Raw genomic sequence first — 18,123 nt, forward strand, 5'->3', positions numbered from 1 at the left:
TGTGGGCTCCCCCGTACCACCCACCGGTACGGGGGAGCCCGTTTGCTTATCCTGGCCGCATGCTGACCATCACACAGGCCCTGTACGACCAGATCGTCGCCCACGCGCGCGAGGACCACCCCGACGAGGCGTGCGGCGTGGTGGCCGGTCCCGCCGGCGAGGGCCGCCCCGAGCGGTTCATCCCCATGCTCAACGCGGCCCGCTCGCCCACGTTCTACGAGTTCGACTCGCAGGACCTGCTCAAGCTCTACCGCGAGATGGACGACCGGGACGAGGAACCGGTGGTCATCTACCACTCCCACACCGCCACCGAGGCCCACCCCTCCCGCACGGACATCACCTACGCCAACGAGCCCGGCGCCCACTACGTCCTCGTCTCCACCGCGGACACCGACGGTGCCGGCGAGTTCCAGTTCCGCTCGTTCCGCATCGTGGCGGGAGAGGTCACGGAGGAGGAGGTCAAGGTTGTCGAGGCGTACTGATCTCGCGCTTCGGACGGAATGAGTCCATCAGGTGAGATCACACTCCGGAAGCCGGACCGGGAATCGATACGATGAGCCCATGGTTCTCCTCGACGTGAGCGAAAAGGCGCCGGGCACGCTGCTCGTGGCGCGCCTGCACGTCGACCTGTGCAGGCTGAAAAGCGCCATCTGTTGATCTTCGTCGCCGCCGTACGGCCGTGAGCCGCGGCGTGCTGACGTGTGCCGCCGCGCGCCCTCAGAACCCACGACAAACTTCCGACAGGAGCCCTCAGCCATGGCCATCGAGGTCCGCATCCCGACCATCCTCCGCCAGTACACCGACGGCCAGAAGGCGGTGGAGGGCTCCGGGGACACCCTCGCCAAGCTCTTCGCCGACCTCGAGACCCGGCACACGGGCATCCAGGCCCGCATCGTCGACGGCGAGCAGCTGCGCCGCTTCGTCAACGTCTACCTCAACGACGAGGACGTCCGCTTCCTGGACGGCATCGACACCAAGCTCACCGACGGCGACAGCATCACGATCCTGCCGGCGGTCGCCGGCGGCATGGCCTGATCGCCGATGCGCTACGACTCCCCGCTGGCCGCGGTGGGCAACACCCCCCTGGTGCGCCTGCCGCGGCTGTCGCCGTCCGACGACGTCCGCATCTGGGCCAAGCTGGAGGACCGCAACCCGACCGGCTCGATCAAGGACCGCCCCGCGCTCCACATGATCGAGCAGGCCGAGAAGGACGGCCGTCTCACCCAGGGCTGCACCATCCTGGAGCCGACCAGCGGAAACACCGGCATCTCCCTGGCCATGGCCGCCAGGCTCAAGGGCTACCGCATCGTCTGCGTCATGCCCGAGAACACCTCCCAGGAACGCCGGGACCTGCTCACCATGTGGGGCGCGGAGATCATCTCCTCCCCGGCCGCGGGCGGCTCCAACACCGCCGTACGCGTCGCCAAGGAACTCTCCGCCGAACACCCGGACTGGGTGATGCTCTACCAGTACGGCAACCCGGACAACGCGGGCGCCCACTACGCCGGCACCGGCCCCGAGATCCTCGCCGACCTGCCGTCGGTCACGCACTTCGTCGCGGGCCTGGGAACGACGGGGACGCTGATGGGCGTCGGCCGCTACCTGCGCGAGCACAAGCCGGACGTGAAGATCGTCGCCGCCGAACCGCGCTACGACGACCTGGTCTACGGCCTGCGCAACCTCGACGAGGGCTTCGTCCCCGAGCTGTACGACGCCTCCGTCCTCACCACCCGCTTCTCGGTGGGCTCCGCCGACGCGGTCACCCGCACCCGCGAGCTGCTCCAGCAGGAGGGCATCTTCGCGGGCGTCTCCACCGGCGCCGCCCTGCACGCCGCGATCGGCGTCGGGAAGAAGGCGGTCAAGGCGGGGGAGAGCGCGGACATCGTGTTCGTCGTCGCCGACGGCGGCTGGAAGTACCTGTCGACCGGCGTCTACACCGCCGAGACGACCGAGGCGGCCATCGAGACCCTGCACGGCCAGCTCTGGGCCTGACGGCTCCTCCCGGCGAACCGCCCCGCGACGTACGCGTCGCGGGGCGCTTCAGTTTTCGGGCCCCCGCCCGCCGGGCCCGTCCCGCTCGTCCCGCCCTTCCGGGGGCCGCCGTCCCCGGCCGCGGGGCCGCCCGCCCCGGCCCCAGCCGTCGACGAGCGTCGCCACGAGCGCGAGCAGCACCACCGCCGCGAAGACGAGCCACCAGGACGTGTCCATACCGACGACGGTACCGGCGCACGCCCCAGCCGCGCGCCCCTTCCGTGGCCCCGCACTCCCCGCTTCCAGCCGAACCGGTGATCCCACAGGTGAGTTCGCCCACAACGGCCCCTGGCGGAGGAGCGACCGCAGGTTTTGCGCCTTACGCTCGACGGACCGCACGACCCCCGTCTCTCCACACGCGCCAGCGGAGGTTTCTGCTTCATGAAGCTCACCGTCGTCGGCTGCTCGGGGTCGTTCCCGTCCGCGGAATCGGCCTGCTCGAGCTACCTCGTCGAGGCCGACGGCTTCCGGCTGCTCCTCGACATGGGCAACGGCGCCCTCGGCGAGCTGCAGCGCCACTGCGGTCTCTACGACCTCGACGCGATCTTCCTCAGCCATCTGCACGCCGACCACTGCATCGACATGTGCGCCTACTTCGTGGCGCGCTACTACCGGCACGACGGCGGCCGCTGTGCCCCGCTCCCGGTCTACGGACCCGAGGGCACCGAGCACCGGCTGACCACCGCCTACGCCGACACCCCGTCCGCCTCCTCCATGAGCGAGGTGTTCGACTTCCACACGGTCAAGCCGTCCACCTTCGAGGTCGGACCGTTCACCGTGCACACCGAGCGCGTCGCCCACCCCGTGGAGGCCTACGCCGTCCGCGTCGAGCACGGCGGCCGTTCACTGACGTACTCCGGCGACACGGGCGCCACCCCCGTGCTGGACGAACTCGCCCGCGACACCGACCTGTTCCTGTGCGAGGCCGCCTTCACGCACGGCAAGGAGAACATCCCCGACCTGCACCTCAACGGACGCGAGGCGGGCCAGAGCGCCGCCCGGGCCGGCGCCCGGCGCCTGGTGCTCACCCACATCCCCCCGTGGACCGACCCCGCGGTCAACCTGGCCGACGCGCGCGAGGTGTACGACGGGACGGTGGAGGTCGCCGCCGCGGGCGCGGTGTACGAGATCTGAGCCCGCGACACCGGCGGCACCCGCGGCACGGCAGCGCAAAAGGCCCCGGAACCTCCGCGGTTCCGGGGCCTTCGTCACGCCGTACGGCCGGGGCTCACGCCTTGGTGAGGTCCTCGACCTCCTCCTCGGGCTCGCGGCCCGGGGTCTTCAGGTTGAACTTGACGATCGCGAAACGGAACGTCACGTAGTAGATCGCCGCGAACACCAGACCGATCGGGATGATCAGCCATGGCTTGGTCGCGAGGTGCCAGTTCAGGGCGTAGTCGATGAAACCGGCCGAGAAGTTGAACCCGGCGTGCACACCCAGGCCCCACGTGATCGCCATCGAGATCGCGGTGAGCACCGCGTGCAGCACGTACAGGACCGGCGCGATGAACATGAACGAGAACTCGATCGGCTCGGTCACACCGGTCACGAACGAGGTCGCGGCCAGGGAGATCATCATGCCGAGGACGGCCTTGCGGCGCTCCGGGCGGGCGGTGTGCGCCATGGCCAGGGCGGCGGCCGGCAGACCGAACATCATGATCGGGAAGAAGCCCGCCTGGAAGATGCCGGCGGAGGGGTCACCGGCCAGGAAGCGGGTGATGTCACCGTGCACGACGTCGCCGGCGGAGTTGGTGAAGTCACCGAGCTGGAACCAGGCCACCGTGTTCACGAACTGGTGCATGCCGACCGGGATCAGCGCGCGGTTCACACCACCGAAGAGGGCCGCGCCGCCGGAGCCGAGGCCGGTCATCCACTCGCCGAAGTTCGAGATGCCGTCGCCGATGGGCTCCCAGACCAGACCGAAGAAGACACCCACGACGATGCCGACGAAGGCCATGATGATCGGCACCAGGCGGCGGCCGTTGAAGAAGCCGAGCCAGTCCACCAGCTTCTTGCGGTGGTACCGCTGCCACAGCACGGCGGCGAGCAGACCCATGATGATGCCGCCGAGCACCCCCGGGTCGTTGTAGGTCGCGGCGACGTCCGCGCCGTCCTGGACCACCGCCTCGGTGACCGGGAAGGCCTCGAGCACCTTGCTGTAGACGAGGAAGCCGACCACCGCGGCCAGCGCGGTCGAGCCGTCGGCCTTCTTGGCGAAGCCGATGGCCACGCCTATGCAGAACAGGATCGGCAGCGAGCCGGTGAGGGCACCGCCCGCGTTGTTGAAGACCGCGGCGACCTTGTCCCAGCCGAGGCCGTCCTTGCCGAAGATGTCGTCCTGGCCGAGCCGGACCATGATGCCCGCCGCCGGAAGAACGGCGATCGGGAGCTGGAGGCTGCGTCCTACCTTCTGCAGCCCCTGGAAAAGACCGGATCCCCGCTTCTTTGCGGGGGCCGCCGTGTCGGTGGCGGTGCTCATGCTTCCTCCATCGGGTGGTGGTCTACACCACTCAGTGGTGTAGACCTGTTGTAGCACGATGAAGGCGGCGTAAGGAACCCGTGATTCCGCGACCGGGCCGCTACGCGCAGTACCGGCCAAGTCCCCTGATCACAGGCGCGGGAGCGCGCGGAGAAGGCCCCCGGACCGACGGTCCGAGGGCCTTCGCGAGACCACTCCCAAAGGGTACGTGAGGAACGGGAGAGGTCTACACCTTGGTGACGTCCTCCACGTCCTCCTCCGGTTCCCGCCCCGGGGTCTTCAGATCGAACTTCGTGATCGCGAACCGGAAGACCACGTAGTACACCACCGCGAAACACAGCCCGATCGGAATGATCAGCCACGGCTTCGTCGCCAGGTTCCAGTTGATGACGTAGTCGATCAGCCCCGCCGAGAAGCTGAACCCGTCCTTCACCCCCAGCGCCCACGTCACCGCCATCGACACACCCGTCAGCACCGCGTGCGCCGCGTACAGGAGGGGAGCGATGAACAGGAACGAGTACTCCAGCGGCTCCGTGATCCCCGTCACGAACGACGTCAGCCCCACCGACAGCATCAGGCCGCCGACCTCCTTGCGCCGGTGCGGCTTCGCGCAGTGCGTGATCGCCAGCGCCGCCGCCGGCAGCGCGAACATCATGATCGGGAAGAAGCCGGTCGTGAACTGACCCGCGTCCGGGTCGCCCGCCAGGAACATGTTGATGTCGCCGTGCACCACCGTGCCGTCCGGCTTCGTGTACGAACCGAACTGGAACCACATGGGCACGTTCAGGAACTGGTGCAGACCGATCACCAGCAACGCCCGGTTCGCCAGCCCGAACACCCCCGCGCCCCACGCGCCGATCCCGTTCAGCCAGTCGCTGAAGCTCTCCAGCGCGTCACCGATCGGCGGCCACACCCACAGGCACAGCGCCGCGAACACGATCGCCACGAACGCCATGATGATCGGCACCAGCCGGCGGCCGTTGAAGAAGCCCAGCCAGTCCACCAGCCTCGTCCGGTGGAAACGCTGCCAGAAGTACGCCGTCAGCAACCCCATCACGATGCCGCCGAACACCCCCGGATTCTGGAAGACGAACGCCGTCACCTCGCCCGAACCGTCGGTCACCTGGCAACCGATCTGCGGGACCACCTTCGACCCCTCCGGACAGTCCTCCGGAAACTGCCGCAGCACGTTGTAGTAGACGAGGAACCCCGCCACCGCGGCGAGCGCCGTCGAACCGTCCGCCTTCTTCGCCATCCCGATGGCCACGCCCACGCAGAACAGCAGCGGCAGCCCCAGCGACCCGTCGAGCAGCGCGCCGCCCGCGCCCGTCATCACCTTCGAGACGTTCGTCCAGCCCAGACCGTCGTCCCCGAACACGTCCGGCTGCCCCAGCCGGTTGAGAATGCCGGCGGCGGGCAGGACCGCGATGGGCAACTGAAGAGAGCGACCCATCTTCTGCAACCCTTGGAACGCCGTGTTCCAACGGGCGCGAGCGGGGCTGACCGCGCTGTCGGCACTCATCCGGTCTCCATCCGGTCGCCGGTACACTGGTGTAGACCAGTTGACAGACGGCACCGCCGTCGTGACGCCATCATTCGGTACGCACCGCACGATGGCTCGCGAAGATGGGCCAACTGTGGGTTACTGCGACAAAGCGGTCCGGATCAGGGAGAACGAACATGGCCAGCAAGGCTGAGAAGATCGTCGCCGGCCTCGGCGGCATCGACAACATCGACGAGATCGAAGGCTGCATCACCCGACTCCGCACCGAGGTCAACGACCCCGCGCTGGTCAACGAAGCCGCCCTCAAGGCCGCCGGCGCCCACGGCGTCGTCAAGATGGGCACCGCCATCCAGGTCGTCATCGGCACCGACGCCGACCCGATCGCGGCGGAGATCGAAGACATGATGTGAGCCACCGGCTCACCGGCAAGGGGCCTTTCCCACTCCGGGACGGGCCCCTTCCCCATGGGCCGCTAGGCTCACCCGCATGTCACGAATCGACGGCCGCACCCCCCAGCAGCTCCGCCCCGTCACCATCGAACGCGGCTGGAGCAAGCACGCCGAAGGCTCCGTCCTCGTCTCCTTCGGCGACACCAAGGTCCTCTGCAACGCCTCCGTCACCGAAGGCGTCCCCCGCTGGCGCAAGGGCAGCGGCGAAGGCTGGGTCACCGCCGAGTACGCCATGCTTCCCCGCGCCACCAACACCCGCGGCGACCGCGAATCCGTCAAGGGCCGCATCGGCGGCCGCACCCACGAGATCAGCCGCCTCATCGGCCGGTCCCTGCGCGCCGTCATCGACTACAAGGCACTCGGCGAGAACACCGTCGTCCTGGACTGCGACGTCCTCCAGGCCGACGGCGGCACCCGCACCGCCGCCATCACCGGCGCCTACGTCGCCCTCGCCGACGCCGTCGCCTGGGCCCAGGCCCGGAAGCTGATCAAGGCCAACCGCAAGCCCCTCACCGGCACCGTCTCCGCCGTCTCCGTCGGCATCGTCGACGGCACCCCGCTCCTCGACCTGCGCTACGAGGAAGACGTCCGCGCCGACACCGACATGAACGTCGTCTGCACCGGCGACGGCCGCTTCGTCGAGGTCCAGGGCACCGCCGAGGCCGAGCCCTTCGCCCGCGACGAGCTCAACACCCTGCTCGACCTCGCCACCGCCGGCTGCACGGAACTCGCCGAACTCCAGCGCAAGGCACTCGACGCGACCCTCGAAAGGTAAAGCGAGTAAAGGGAACGCCAACGGCAGGCAACTGGGCCGCCCGCGGGCGCGTCCCTAGCAGTACAGCACCACGGGCGTACGGCAGACCTTGCCGTACGCCCGACGCCGCACCGCACACGGGCCGCCCGGCCCTGTCCCAAGGGGAGGACCGAGACCCATGGCCGCGAGCCGTCACCGCCGCCTTCGCCGCACCGTCACCGCCGTCGCCACCGTGGCGACCATCGCCCTGACGGCCGGCCTCACCACCGGCTGCGACGCCGTCGACAAGGCGCTCGACTGCGTACGCACGGCCGACGCGATAGCCGACAGCGTCACCGAACTGCAGCAGGCCGTGGAGAACGCGGACGACCCCACCCAGTGGGAGGAATCCCTCAACTCCATCGACAAGAACCTCGACAGGATCGGCGACCAGACCGACAACACCGACGTCAACAAGGCCGTCGACGACCTCGGCAAGGCCGTCGACAACGTCCGCACCTCGGTGGAGAACGGCGACGAGACCCCGGACCTCAGCCCCGTCACCGACGCGGCGGGCGAACTGACGAAGGTCTGCACGCCGTAGGGAGGGCTCGGTCGGACCGGGTAGGGGGTCCGGAATACTGGCCCCCATGACCCGCCTCATCCTCGCCACCCGCAACGCCGGAAAGATCACCGAACTGAGGGCCATCCTCGCCGACGCGGGCCTGCCCCACGACCTCGTCGGCGCGGACGCCTACCCGCACATCCCCGACGTCAAGGAAACCGGCGTCACCTTCGCCGAGAACGCCCTCCTCAAGGCCCACGCCCTCGCCGAGGCCACCGGCCTGACCGCCGTCGCCGACGACTCCGGCCTCTGCGTCGACGTCCTGAACGGCGCCCCCGGCATCTTCTCCGCCCGCTGGGCCGGCCGCCACGGCGACGACCAGGCCAACCTCGACCTCCTCCTCGCCCAGATCGCCGACATCGCCGACGAACACCGGGGCGCCCACTTCGCCTGCGCGGCGGCCCTGGCCCTCCCCGACGGCACGGAGCGAGTGGTCGAGGGCCAACTGAAGGGCACCCTCCGCCACGCCCCCGCCGGCACGGGCGGCTTCGGCTACGACCCGATCCTCCAGCCGGAGGGCGAGACGCGCACCTGCGCGGAACTGACGGCGGCGGAGAAGAACGCGATCAGCCACCGCGGCAAGGCGTTCCGGGCGCTGGTGCCGGTCGTGCGCGAGCTGCTCGGCTGAGCATCGGAAAACGTACTGGTGCGGCCGGAGGGACTCGAACCCTCACGGGAGTTACCCCACTGGGACCTAAACCCAGCGTGACTGCCAATTCCACCACGGCCGCCCGGCGCTGCTGCCCGGCCATGCTACTGGTCGGGCAGCGCCGTCAGATCCCCAAGTCCTTGATGATCTTGGCCACGTGGCCGGTGGCGCGGACGTTGTACAGGGCGCGTTCGACCTTGCCCTGTTCGTCGACGACGATCGTGGAGCGGATGACGCCCATGTAGGTGCGGCCGTAGTTCTTCTTCTCGCCGAAGGCGCCGTACGCGTCGAGGACCTTCTTGTCCGGGTCGGCGAGGAGGGTGACCTTCAGGGACTCGGCCTCGCGGAACTTGGCCAGCTTCTCCGGCTTGTCGGGGGAGATGCCGATGACGTCGTACCCGGCGCCGGTCAGCAGCTCCAGGTTGTCCGTGAAGTCGCAGGCCTGCTTCGTGCAGCCGGGGGTAAGCGCGGCAGGGTAGAAGTAGACGATGACCTTGCGGCCCTGGTGGTCGGACAGGGACACCTCGTTGCCGTCGGCGTCCGGGAGGGTGAAGGCGGGGGCCGGGTCCCCGGGCTGGAGTCGCTCGCTCATCGATCCAGCGTAACGGGGGGTCCTGACAGTGCGGCGGGGCCCGGAGCTGACAGACTGTCCGGGACAGCGTCAGAGCGGACTTCGGAGGCGTACGGTGGCGGACACGTCGGACATCAGGACCCCGGCGCAGATCGAGGCGGACATCAAGCGCCGCCGCGAGGTGCTGGCCGAGACGCTCGACGAGCTCGGGATGCGGGTGCACCCGAAGACGATCGTCGACGATGCGAAGGCCAAGGTCGCCTCCAGTGTCGATCACACGCTGGGCCGGGCGTACGTCCAGGTCAATCGGGTGGTGAGCGACGTGAAGGCGCAGTTCGTGGACGAGCAGGGCGCCCCGCGGATGGAGCGGGTCGTGCCCGTCGCGCTGGTGGTGGCCGGGGTCGTGGGGCTGCTCGCCCTGGGCGGCACCCGGCGGCGGAAGCGCTGAGCGCGGGCAGGTAGGTTCAGGGCGTGAGCGCCAAGAGAAACGAGCACGGTCCCCAGGACGACAAGCTGCCCATCCGGATGCTGCACGACCGCGTGCTCGTGCGGCAGGACACCGGCGAGGGCGAGCGGCGTTCGGGGGGCGGCATCCTGATCCCCGCGACGGCGGCCGTCGGCAAGCGGCTGGCCTGGGCCGAGGTGGTCGCGGTCGGTCAGAACGTACGGACCGTGGAGCCGGGCGACCGGGTGCTGTACGACCCGGAGGACCGTGCCGAGGTCGAGGTGCGGGGTGTGGGCTACGTGCTCATGCGCGAGCGTGATCTGCACGCCGTGGCGGCGGACCGGTTCGAGGGGTCGGAGGACTCCACCGGGCTGTATCTCTGAATCACGGGTCCAGGTCGGACTTCAGGGGCTGGTGATCAAGGTCACCAGCCCCTTTCCCCTGCCTTTGCTACCTTGGGAAGCACCCCGACGAGACGCGCCGTACCGGGCTGAAGGCAAAGACGACGCACCACCGTTCAGTTCGTTCACGGAGGTGCCCGTCATGGCGTGGGTTCTGTTGTTCGTCGCCGGTCTGCTCGAGGTCGGCTGGTCGATCGGGATGAAGTACACCGACGGTTTCACCCGGCTGTGGCCGAGCGTGTTCACCGGTGCCGGGATCGTCGCGAGCATGATGCTGCTGTCGTACGCGGCGCGGACGCTGCCCATCGGTACCGCCTACGGCGTGTGGGTGGGGATCGGTGCGGCCGGGGCGGCGGTGCTCGGCATGGTGGTGCTGGGGGAGCCGGCGACCGCCGCCCGGATCTTCTTCATCTGTCTGCTGCTGGTCGCCGTGGTGGGTCTCAAGGCGACCTCCGGTCACTGACGCCTGGGTGTGACGGGGATGCCGGGGAATCCGGTGTTCGAGTCCCCGCCGCCCGCGCCGTCGGTGTCTCCGCCGCCCGGCCCCGTGCCGCCGTTCGAGGAGTCGTCGCCGCCCGAGTCGCCGCCGCCCGTGGGGCCCGGCTCGGTGCTGGGGCCGCCGGTGGAGGGGGTCCCGCCGCCGGTCGACGGGGGGTCGGACTCGGTGCCGCCGTCGTCGCCGGGCGGGGTGCTGCCGCTGTCGGAGTCGCCGGGGGTTTCGGAGCCGGTGCCGTCCTCGTCGGCGTCGCCCGGCCCGTCGGAGGCCTCGCCGCTGCCGCTCTCGTCGCCGTCGCCCGGTTCGTCCGAGGCGTCGCTGCTCGGGGGCGCGGTGACGTCGGCGCCGTCCTGGAGCTGGAGGTCGAAGTCGGCGGCCGGTTCGCCCTTGAGGGCGTTGCGGGTGTACTGGCTCCAGATCTCGGCGGGGGCGCCGCCGCCGTTGATACGGGCGAGGCCCATGGCGCCGTACAGGGGCTTGTGGGCGGCGGTCTTCGGGTCCTGGCCCATGACGGCGACGACGGTGGCCAGGTCGGGGGTGTAGCCGGCGAACCAGGCGGCGGTGTCCTCCTCGGCGGTGCCGGTCTTGGCCGCGGCGGGGCGCCCGGCGGCCTGGGCGGCGGTGGCGGTGCCGTTCTGGACGACGCTGCGCAGGACGGACGTGGTGGTGTCGGCGGACTCGCGGCTGACGGCCTGGTGCTCGCGCCGCTCGGGCAGCTCGACCTCCTGCTTGCCGTCCTTCATGACCTTCTCGACCAGCGTGTAGGTGCTGTGCCTGCCGTGGTTGGCGAGGGTCGCGTAGGCCTCGGCCATGTCGAGGGGGCTGGCGGTGGCGACGCCGAGGGCGATGGAGGGGGAGGGGGTCAGCTCGGGGGTGTCGGGGGAGAGTCCGAGGTCGATCGCGGTCTGCTTGACCTTGTCGGAGCCGACGTCGACGGCCATCTGGGCGTACACGGCGTTGATGGACTTGTCGGTGGCCTCGCGGACGGTGACGTGGCCGTAGTCGCGGTGGTCCTCGTTCTCCGGGGCGTAGCGGCCGCCGCTCCAGCCCTGGACGGGGCGTTCGCTGGTGCCGTCGTAGCGGGTGTTGGGGTTGATCATCTGTCCGCTCTGCGTCTCGGAGTGGTTCTCCACGGCGGACGTGAACACGAAGGGCTTGAAGGTGGAGCCGACCTGGAAGTCACGGCGGACGGCGTTGGGCGTGTACTGCTTGACGTAGTCGATGCCGTTGTACATCGCGACGACCTTGCCGGTCTTCGGGTCGACGGAGGCGCCGCCGGCGCGGACGTAGGTGTCGACCTTGCGTTCCTTCTTGTCGAGCTGGGACATCAGCTTGTCGTCGACGGCCTTGACGAAGGCGTCCTGCTTGTCCTTCTGGAGGGTGGTGGTGATGCGGTAGCCGCCGCGGCCGAGTTCCTCCTCGTCGACGATGTCGTTCTCGATCAGGTACTTCTTGACGATGTTGACGACGTAGCCGCGCTGTCCGGACATGTTGGTGGAGATGGTGGACTGCTTGGGCTTGGGGAACTTCGCGGCGGCGCGCTCGGAGGGGCTGATCCAGCCCTTGTCGGCCATGCCGTTCATGACGTACTTCCAGCGGGCCTCGGCGGCGGGCCGGTTCTCGGGGTGGGCGACGACGTCGTACTGGCTGGGGGCGTTGAGCAGGGACGCGAGGTAGGCGCCCTGGGCGGCGGTGAGGTCCTTGGCGTCGACGCCGAAGTAGGCCTGGGCGGCGGCCTGGATGCCGTAGGCGCCGCGGCCGAAGAAGCTGGTGTTGAGGTAGCCCTCGAGGATCTCGCTCTTGCTCTTCTCCCGGTCGAGCTTGATCGAGATGAAGAACTCCTTCACCTTGCGGGTGACGGTCTGGTCCTGGGCCAGGTAGTAGTTCTTGACGTACTGCTGGGTGATGGTGGAGCCGGACTGCTTGCCCTTGCCGGTGGCGGTGTTCCAGCCGGCCCGGACCATCGCCATGGGGTCGATGGCGGACTCGCTGTAGAAGTCGCGGTCCTCGGCGGCGAGGACCGCGTGCTGGGCGTCCTTGGAGATGCGGGCGAGGCCGACGCTCTCGCGGTTGACCTCGCCGTCGCGGGCGAGGACGCTGCCGTCGGCGTACAGGTAGACGTTGGACTGCTTGGTGGCGAGCGCGTTGGCGGCGGGGATCTGCACGAGGTGGTAGCCGAGGAAGAAGCCGCCGACGATCAGCAGCAGGCCGACGACGACGGTGCTCAGCACGATGCGCCAGGTCGGGATCAGCCGGCGCCATCCGGTGCGCTTGGGCCGCTTGGGCTTCTTCGCCTTCCCGGGTTCCGCGGGCGTTCCGGGCGTCGCCTGTTCCCCCGTCTGCCCCTCGCCGGCCGCCTGGGGCTCTCTCGGGGCCCAGCCCTGGTTCGGGGGCTGCGGCTGCGGCTCGTCGCTCATCTCGTGCACGGACTCCTGTTTCGGCTTCTGCTTCGCTTCGTACGGTTTTCGGAACGTCTGAGTTTCTTCTGGTGAAGACTCTCGCACCGCGGGTTCCGTTCCCACCCGACGGCACACCCGTGAAATTCCGTGGCAGGGGCCCCGGGGGCGCACTAGGCTCCTGCGCTTTGGTGCCGGTCGGAGGGGGAGGGCTGTGAGTGCGGGCTCGGGGCGGTTGTACGTGGCCGTCGCGGCGGGGGGATTCCGACGGTACGCGACGTATCGGGCGGCCACCGCCGCCGGGGTGTTCACCAATACGGTCTTCGGTTTGATCCTGGTTTACACCTATCTGGCCCTGTGGGACGAGAAGCCGCAGCTCGGAGGATACGACCAGGCGCAGGCCGTGACGTTCGTGTGGCTGGGGCAGGCGCTGCTGGCGGCGCTGGCGATCGGGGGCGGCGGGTTCGAGGACGAGTTGATGGAGCGCATCCGTACGGGTGATGTCGCCGTCGATCTGTACCGTCCGGCGGATCTTCAGCTGTGGTGGCTGGCGGCGGACGTGGGGCGGGCGGTGTTCCAGTTGCTGGGCCGCGGGGTGGTGCCGTTCGTGTTCGGGTCGCTGTTCTTCCCGGTGGCGCTGCCCCGGGAGGTGTCCGTGTGGGCGGCGTTCCTGGTGGCGGTGGTGTTGGCGATGGTGGTGGGATTCGCGCTGCGCTATCTGGTGGCGCTGTCGGCGTTCTGGCTGCTCGACGGCACCGGGGTGACGCAGATGGCGTGGCTGGCGGGGCTGTTCTGCTCGGGGATGCTGCTGCCGCTGAACGTGTTCCCGGGCGTGCTCGGCGACGTGGTGCGGGCGCTGCCGTGGTCGTCGTTGCTCCAGGGTCCGGCGGACGTGCTGCTGGGGGAGGCGGATCCGCTGGGGACGTATCTGTTCCAGGCGTCCTGGGCGGTGGCGCTGCTGGCGCTGGGGCGGCTGGTGCAGTCGGCGGCGACGCGACGGGTGGTGGTCCAGGGTGGCTGAGGTGGCAGAGACGGCCGAGGCGGCGGAGGCGGCCGAGGCGGCCCGGACGGGGGTACGGCGCGGGCGCGTCGTCGAGGGGGTGCGCGCGTACGGGCTGATCGCCGGGATGTGGATCAGGTCGACGATGGCGTACCGGACGTCGTTCGCGCTGACGGCGTTCGGGAACTTCGCGATGACCGCGCTGGACTTCGTGGCGATCCTGCTGATGTTCTCCCGGGTGGACGCGCTGGGCGGCTACTCGCTGCCCGAGGTGGCGTTCCTGTACGGGTTGTCGGGGGTGTCGTTCGGGCTGGCCGACCTGGCGATCGGCTCCATGGAACGGCTGGGCCGCCGGGTGCGCGACGGCACGCTGGACACGCTGCTGGTGCGTCCGGCGCCGGTGCTGGCGCAGGTGGCGGCGGACCGGTTCGCGCTGCGCCGGCTCGGCCGGGTGGTGCAGGGGCTGCTGGTGCTCGGGTACGCGCTGGTGGTCGTCGACATCGACTGGACGGCGGCGAAGGTGCTGCTGCTGCCGGTGGCGCTGATCAGCGGGGCGGGGATCTTCTGCGCGGTGTTCGTGGCGGCGGGGGCGTTCCAGTTCGCGGCGCAGGACGCCTCGGAGGTGGCCAACGCCTTCACCTACGGCGGTACGACGATGCTGCAGTACCCGCCGACCGTGTTCGCGCTCGACCTGGTGCGCGGGGCGACGTTCGTGCTGCCGCTGGCGTTCGTGAACTGGCTGCCGGCGAGCTATGTGCTGGGGCGGCCGTATCCGCTGGACCTGCCCGGGTGGGTGGCGTTCACGCCGCCGCTCGCGGCCGCGGCCTGCTGTGCCCTGGCGGGGCTGGCCTGGCGGGCGGGCCTGCGTTCGTACCGGAGTACGGGGAGCTGAGGGAGCCGATGGAGAGGGCGGACATGGCGAGGACGGCGGAGGCGGCGGACCCGGCGGGACCGGGACCGGGTACCGCGGCGGGGGCGGAGGCCGCGGCGGAGGCGGAGGCCGACGCCTTCATCGAGCTGGACGGCGTCGAGAAGGTCTTCGACGTGCGCAGGAAGACGGGCTTCCTGAAGCGCGAGCGGCGGCAGGTGCGGGCGGTGGACGGGCTGTCGTTCACGGTGTCGCGCGGCGAGATGGTCGGCTACATCGGCCCGAACGGCGCCGGGAAGTCGACGACGATCAAGATGCTCACCGGCATCCTGACGCCGAGCGGCGGCCGGCTGCGGGTGGCGGGCATCGACCCGTCCCGGGAGCGGATCCGGCTGGCGCACCGCATCGGGGTGGTGTTCGGGCAGCGGACGACGCTGTGGTGGGACCTGCCGCTGATCGACTCCTACCGGCTGATGCACCGCATGTACCGCATCCCGGACGCCCGTTACCGCGAGAACCTGGACCGCTGTGTCGAACTCCTCCAGCTCCAGGAGCTGCTCGACGTGCCGGTGCGGCAACTCTCCCTGGGGCAGCGGATGCGCGGCGACATCGCGGCGGCACTGCTGCACGACCCGGAGGTGCTGTACCTGGACGAGCCGACGATCGGCCTGGACGTGGTGTCCAAGGCCAAGGTGCGGGGTTTCCTACTGGACTTGAACGCCGAGCGCGGCACGACGGTGCTGCTGACCACGCACGATCTCCAGGACATCGAGCAGCTCTGCTCGCGCGTGATGGTCATCGACCACGGGCGGCTGATGTACGACGGCCGGCTGGAGGGCCTGCACGAGGCGGGGGAGAGCGAACGCACCCTGGTGGTGGACCTGGAGCGGGAGTTGCCGCCGATCGAGGCGCCGGAGCCGGCCCGGGTGGTGCGGGTGGAGGGGCCGCGCCAGTGGCTGGCGTTCCCGGCGTCGGAGTCGGCGGCGGGGCTGGCGGCGGGGATCGCGGCCCGGTATCCGCTGGTGGACCTGTCGGTGCGGGAGCCGGACATCGAGTCGGTGATCGCGAAGATGTACGCGGAACGCGCGGGCGCGTAGTGTCCGGCGCGGTCACCTCGTAGGCTGCTGTGCATGACCGACGACGCCCCGGAACTCCGCGCATCCGACGCCGACCGTGAACGAGTCGCCGAGGTGCTGCGCGACGCCCTCGCCGAGGGCCGCCTGGACATGGCCGAGTTCGAGGAGCGGCTGGACGCCACCTACAGCGCGCGGACGTACGGGGACCTGGCGCCGATCACCCGGGACCTGCCGGTCGGCGGGGCGGGTGCGGCGCCCCGGGTGTCGATGACCAAGGAGCCCGAGCGGGACGGGGGCTGGGCGGGGCGGATCACCGGCGGCGAGGGCTCGTCGACCTGGGCGGTCGCCGTGATGTCCGGCTTCCAGCGCAAGGGGCGCTGGACGGTGCCGAGGCGGTTCAACTGCTTCGCGTTCTGGGGCGGCGGGGAGATCGACCTGCGCGACGCGGACTTCGCGGCGGGCGAGGTCGTGATCAACTGCGTCGCGATCATGGGCGGGATGAACGTGGTGGTGCCGCCGGGCGTCGAGGTGGTCGTGCGCGGCATCGGCTTCATGGGCGGCTTCGACCACAGCGAGGAGGGCGTGCTCGGGGACCCGGGCGCCCCGCGCGTGATCGTGACGGGCTTCGCCTTCTGGGGCGGCGTCGGCGTCGAGCGCAAGGTGACGCGGGCCGAGCGGCAGCGGCTGAAGGAGGAGCGCCGCCAGGAGAAGCTGGAGCGCCGCCAGGAACGGGAGCGGGAGCGGCTGGAGCGCGGTTCGGGCCGGCGGGAGCTGGACGCCTCCCGCTCCGACGGCCACGGCCGCCACGGCCTGGATGGGCTGCACGACCTGCACGGCGGCCGCGAGCGCGAGCTGGAACGGGAGCGCGAGCGGCGCCGGGACACCTGAGCGCCGCCCTCCGCTCCGGCCGGTGCGCTACGCCTTGACCGGCGCCGCGCCTTTCAGCGCGGCCAGGTCGATGACCGCGCCCATGCGCGCGTACCCCTTGTCGCCGGGGTGCAGGTGGTCGCCGCTGTCGTAGTCGGAGCGCATCCGGCGCGGGTCGTACGGGTCGCGCAGGGCCTTGTCGAAGTCGACGACCGTGTCGAAGACCCGGCCGGAGCGGATCTCCTCGTTGACCTCCTGCCGCATCGTCTCGCGGGCCTCGGTGTAGCCGCCGTAGCCGCCGAACGGCGTGATCGTGGCGCCGACGACCCGCAGTCCCCGGGCGTGCGCCCGGTCGACGAGGGTGCGCAGGCCGGTGAGGATGGCGTCGCGGTCGGCGAGTTCCGGGCTGTTCAGGACGTCGTTGACGCCGAGGACGACGACGACGGCCTTGACGTTGGTGCGTTCCAGCACGTCCCGCTGGAACCGGCTCAGTCCGCTCGGGTTGTCGGCCGGCCGCCCCGGCCTGCTGGTCAGGAGCCGGTTGCCGCTGATGCCCTCGTTGACGACGCTGTAGCGGGGCGTGTCCCGGCCGTCGCCCGCCGCCTCGTGCAGGCGTGCGGCGAGGACGTCGGTCCAGCGGTGGTTGGCGTCGCTCTGCGAGCGGGCGCCGTCGGTGATGGAGTCGCCGAACGCCACGACCGTGCCGTCGGCCTCGTGGCTCAGCACGTCGAGGGCGGTCAGGTAGCGCCAGTAGGGCGTGGGGGTGGTGTACGCGACGGCGGTGACGTCCGCCGTGCGGTCGCCGTCGGCCAGGTAGCTGGTCTGCCGGGCCTGCGGATGGTAGGTCACCGGCCCGGACGGGATGGGGGAGTACGTGGTGACCAGGACGTTCGCCCCGTAGGGGATGGCGAGGCGGGCGGTGTCGCTCATCACCTGGCCGCCCGCCGGGATGATCACCCGGGCGCTGCCGCCGAAGGTGAGCCGGCGCATGGTGTCGGCGATCGCGGCGGCGGTGTCGGGCCCGGCGGCCAGGGCGATCGAGGCGTGTGTGACGGTCAGCGGCGATTGCCCGTACAGGTTCGAGAGGGTGATCCGCGCGCCGGTGCCGCCGACCGAGGTGTGCACGACGTTGCGCACGGAGCGGCCCGCCAGGCCGGTCGTCTCGGTGCCCGGCTCGGCCGCGGCCGGTGCGGTGGCCCAGGCGCCCACCCAGGCACCGGTGGACGCGGGGGCGGCGTCTCCTCGTGGGAGACGGCCTCCGGCCTGCAACGCGTGGTCCCTGCTGCCGTCGTCCGCGGACGCTCCGGCGTATATGGCCGCGGAGATCGCCACTATCAGGGTGACGATCGCCGCGAGCAGGGCACGGTGCTTGGTGGGGGGCGCCCCCGCACCCCCGTCACGACCCCGGGTCATGCTGTGCTGTTCTCCTCGGGCGAGGGGAGCCCCGAGGCTCCGGTCCGATGAACCCATGATGCGTCATGGGCGGAGGAAAGGCCGCAGAAGCCGCGGGCGTTCCCCCTCCCGGACAGACGC

At 70.4% G+C, this 18,123-nt stretch carries 22 protein-coding genes, 1 tRNA gene and 1 riboswitch; of the genes, 16 read left to right on the top strand and 7 right to left on the bottom strand.

Annotated features, from left to right (window positions below):
* The first annotated feature begins 59 nt into the window (after positions 1 to 59).
* The 4 genes from R2E43_RS23625 (at position 60) to R2E43_RS23640 (ending at position 1,992) form a co-directional block, all read left to right on the top strand.
* Positions 60 to 482 carry a Mov34/MPN/PAD-1 family protein gene (locus R2E43_RS23625; protein WP_003975898.1) on the top strand — a complete coding sequence of 141 codons (423 nt, stop codon included), beginning with the start codon at positions 60 to 62 and terminating at the stop codon, positions 480 to 482.
* A 79-nt stretch (positions 483 to 561) separates the two neighbouring features.
* Positions 562 to 657 (top strand): putative leader peptide, encoded by a 96-nt coding sequence (locus R2E43_RS23630; RefSeq protein ID WP_309546867.1) that lies wholly within the window; start codon positions 562 to 564, stop codon positions 655 to 657.
* 99 nt (positions 658 to 756) lie between these two features.
* The gene (locus R2E43_RS23635; RefSeq protein ID WP_003975899.1) at positions 757 to 1,035 is read left to right on the top strand and encodes a MoaD/ThiS family protein; all 279 of its coding nucleotides are present in this window, start codon (positions 757 to 759) and stop codon (positions 1,033 to 1,035) included.
* A 6-nt stretch (positions 1,036 to 1,041) separates the two neighbouring features.
* Complete coding sequence (locus R2E43_RS23640; RefSeq protein WP_003975900.1) at positions 1,042 to 1,992, top strand: PLP-dependent cysteine synthase family protein; 951 nt, start codon at positions 1,042 to 1,044, stop codon at positions 1,990 to 1,992.
* A 48-nt stretch (positions 1,993 to 2,040) separates the two neighbouring features.
* On the opposite strand, the gene R2E43_RS23645 is transcribed toward R2E43_RS23640, so the two are convergent.
* Positions 2,041 to 2,208, bottom strand: coding sequence for a hypothetical protein (locus R2E43_RS23645; RefSeq protein WP_011028658.1), 168 nt, complete (start codon positions 2,206 to 2,208; stop codon positions 2,041 to 2,043).
* A gap of 204 nt (positions 2,209 to 2,412) precedes the next feature.
* Here R2E43_RS23645 and R2E43_RS23650 point away from each other — a divergent pair, with 204 nt between their 5' ends.
* On the top strand, positions 2,413 to 3,165 hold the full coding sequence (locus R2E43_RS23650) for an MBL fold metallo-hydrolase (protein ID WP_003975902.1): 753 nt from the start codon (positions 2,413 to 2,415) through the stop codon (positions 3,163 to 3,165).
* A gap of 94 nt (positions 3,166 to 3,259) precedes the next feature.
* Here the strand turns inward: R2E43_RS23650 and R2E43_RS23655 are convergent, their stop codons facing one another.
* Together R2E43_RS23655 and R2E43_RS23660 are read right to left on the bottom strand one after the other, a co-directional pair.
* The gene (locus R2E43_RS23655; RefSeq protein WP_011028657.1) at positions 3,260 to 4,510 is read right to left on the bottom strand and encodes a PTS transporter subunit EIIC; all 1,251 of its coding nucleotides are present in this window, start codon (positions 4,508 to 4,510) and stop codon (positions 3,260 to 3,262) included.
* Positions 4,511 to 4,736: 226 nt separating this feature from the next.
* Entirely contained in the window at positions 4,737 to 6,032 is a 1,296-nt protein-coding gene (locus tag R2E43_RS23660; protein WP_011028656.1) for a PTS transporter subunit EIIC, read from the bottom strand.
* Between the two features lie 158 nt (positions 6,033 to 6,190).
* Here R2E43_RS23660 and R2E43_RS23665 point away from each other — a divergent pair, with 158 nt between their 5' ends.
* The 4 genes from R2E43_RS23665 to rdgB all read left to right on the top strand — a co-directional run bounded on the left by R2E43_RS23665 (position 6,191) and on the right by rdgB (position 8,449).
* The gene (locus R2E43_RS23665; protein ID WP_003975905.1) at positions 6,191 to 6,424 is read left to right on the top strand and encodes a glucose PTS transporter subunit EIIB; all 234 of its coding nucleotides are present in this window, start codon (positions 6,191 to 6,193) and stop codon (positions 6,422 to 6,424) included.
* A 76-nt stretch (positions 6,425 to 6,500) separates the two neighbouring features.
* The gene (rph, locus tag R2E43_RS23670; protein ID WP_332056538.1) at positions 6,501 to 7,238 is read left to right on the top strand and encodes a ribonuclease PH; all 738 of its coding nucleotides are present in this window, start codon (positions 6,501 to 6,503) and stop codon (positions 7,236 to 7,238) included.
* 157 nt (positions 7,239 to 7,395) lie between these two features.
* Entirely contained in the window at positions 7,396 to 7,800 is a 405-nt protein-coding gene (locus tag R2E43_RS23675) for a hypothetical protein (RefSeq protein WP_003975907.1), read from the top strand.
* Positions 7,801 to 7,846: 46 nt separating this feature from the next.
* Positions 7,847 to 8,449 carry an RdgB/HAM1 family non-canonical purine NTP pyrophosphatase gene (gene rdgB, locus R2E43_RS23680; protein ID WP_332056539.1) on the top strand — a complete coding sequence of 201 codons (603 nt, stop codon included), beginning with the start codon at positions 7,847 to 7,849 and terminating at the stop codon, positions 8,447 to 8,449.
* A gap of 16 nt (positions 8,450 to 8,465) precedes the next feature.
* Here the strand turns inward: rdgB and R2E43_RS23685 are convergent.
* Together R2E43_RS23685 and bcp are read right to left on the bottom strand one after the other, a co-directional pair.
* Positions 8,466 to 8,552, bottom strand: a tRNA-Leu gene (locus tag R2E43_RS23685).
* Positions 8,553 to 8,594: 42 nt separating this feature from the next.
* A complete protein-coding gene (bcp, locus tag R2E43_RS23690; protein WP_003975909.1) occupies positions 8,595 to 9,062 on the bottom strand; it encodes a thioredoxin-dependent thiol peroxidase in 468 nt (155 codons plus the stop codon).
* 94 nt (positions 9,063 to 9,156) lie between these two features.
* On the opposite strand from bcp, the gene R2E43_RS23695 reads away from it, so the two are divergent.
* The 3 genes from R2E43_RS23695 to R2E43_RS23705 all read left to right on the top strand — a co-directional run bounded on the left by R2E43_RS23695 (position 9,157) and on the right by R2E43_RS23705 (position 10,350).
* Positions 9,157 to 9,489, top strand: coding sequence for a DUF3618 domain-containing protein (locus tag R2E43_RS23695; protein ID WP_003975910.1), 333 nt, complete (start codon positions 9,157 to 9,159; stop codon positions 9,487 to 9,489).
* Between the two features lie 23 nt (positions 9,490 to 9,512).
* Positions 9,513 to 9,869 (top strand): GroES family chaperonin, encoded by a 357-nt coding sequence (locus tag R2E43_RS23700; protein ID WP_003975911.1) that lies wholly within the window; start codon positions 9,513 to 9,515, stop codon positions 9,867 to 9,869.
* Positions 9,870 to 9,930: 61 nt separating this feature from the next.
* Positions 9,931 to 9,998, top strand: a riboswitch (guanidine-III (ykkC-III) riboswitch).
* Positions 9,999 to 10,029: 31 nt separating this feature from the next.
* Positions 10,030 to 10,350: a DMT family transporter gene (locus R2E43_RS23705; RefSeq protein WP_003975912.1), complete on the top strand. Its 321-nt coding sequence runs from the start codon at positions 10,030 to 10,032 to the stop codon at positions 10,348 to 10,350.
* Here R2E43_RS23705 and R2E43_RS23710 read toward each other — a convergent pair.
* Positions 10,344 to 12,800: a transglycosylase domain-containing protein gene (locus R2E43_RS23710; RefSeq protein ID WP_173943963.1), complete on the bottom strand. Its 2,457-nt coding sequence runs from the start codon at positions 12,798 to 12,800 to the stop codon at positions 10,344 to 10,346. The two genes, R2E43_RS23705 and R2E43_RS23710, sit on opposite strands and share 7 nt — an antisense overlap.
* 193 nt (positions 12,801 to 12,993) lie before the next feature.
* Between R2E43_RS23710 and R2E43_RS23715 the strand changes: the two genes are divergently transcribed.
* The 4 genes from R2E43_RS23715 to R2E43_RS23730 are packed head-to-tail and all read left to right on the top strand — an operon-like array spanning position 12,994 to position 16,611.
* Positions 12,994 to 13,800: an ABC transporter permease gene (locus tag R2E43_RS23715; protein WP_003975914.1), complete on the top strand. Its 807-nt coding sequence runs from the start codon at positions 12,994 to 12,996 to the stop codon at positions 13,798 to 13,800.
* Positions 13,793 to 14,671: an ABC transporter permease gene (locus tag R2E43_RS23720; protein ID WP_381771581.1), complete on the top strand. Its 879-nt coding sequence runs from the start codon at positions 13,793 to 13,795 to the stop codon at positions 14,669 to 14,671. Before R2E43_RS23715 ends, R2E43_RS23720 begins: the two co-directional genes overlap by 8 nt.
* Positions 14,672 to 14,694: 23 nt before the next feature.
* The gene (locus R2E43_RS23725; protein ID WP_332056540.1) at positions 14,695 to 15,744 is read left to right on the top strand and encodes an ABC transporter ATP-binding protein; all 1,050 of its coding nucleotides are present in this window, start codon (positions 14,695 to 14,697) and stop codon (positions 15,742 to 15,744) included.
* Positions 15,745 to 15,777: 33 nt separating this feature from the next.
* Positions 15,778 to 16,611, top strand: a complete 834-nt coding sequence (locus tag R2E43_RS23730; RefSeq protein WP_332056541.1) for a DUF1707 SHOCT-like domain-containing protein — start codon at positions 15,778 to 15,780, stop codon at positions 16,609 to 16,611.
* Between the two features lie 27 nt (positions 16,612 to 16,638).
* Here R2E43_RS23730 and R2E43_RS23735 read toward each other — a convergent pair whose 3' ends face one another.
* A complete protein-coding gene (locus tag R2E43_RS23735) occupies positions 16,639 to 18,003 on the bottom strand; it encodes an SGNH/GDSL hydrolase family protein (RefSeq protein ID WP_011028649.1) in 1,365 nt (454 codons plus the stop codon).
* Positions 18,004 to 18,123: the final 120 nt, after the last annotated feature.

The sequence above is a fragment of the Streptomyces violaceoruber genome (genome assembly GCF_033406955.1).
Classification (GTDB): domain Bacteria; phylum Actinomycetota; class Actinomycetes; order Streptomycetales; family Streptomycetaceae; genus Streptomyces; species Streptomyces violaceoruber.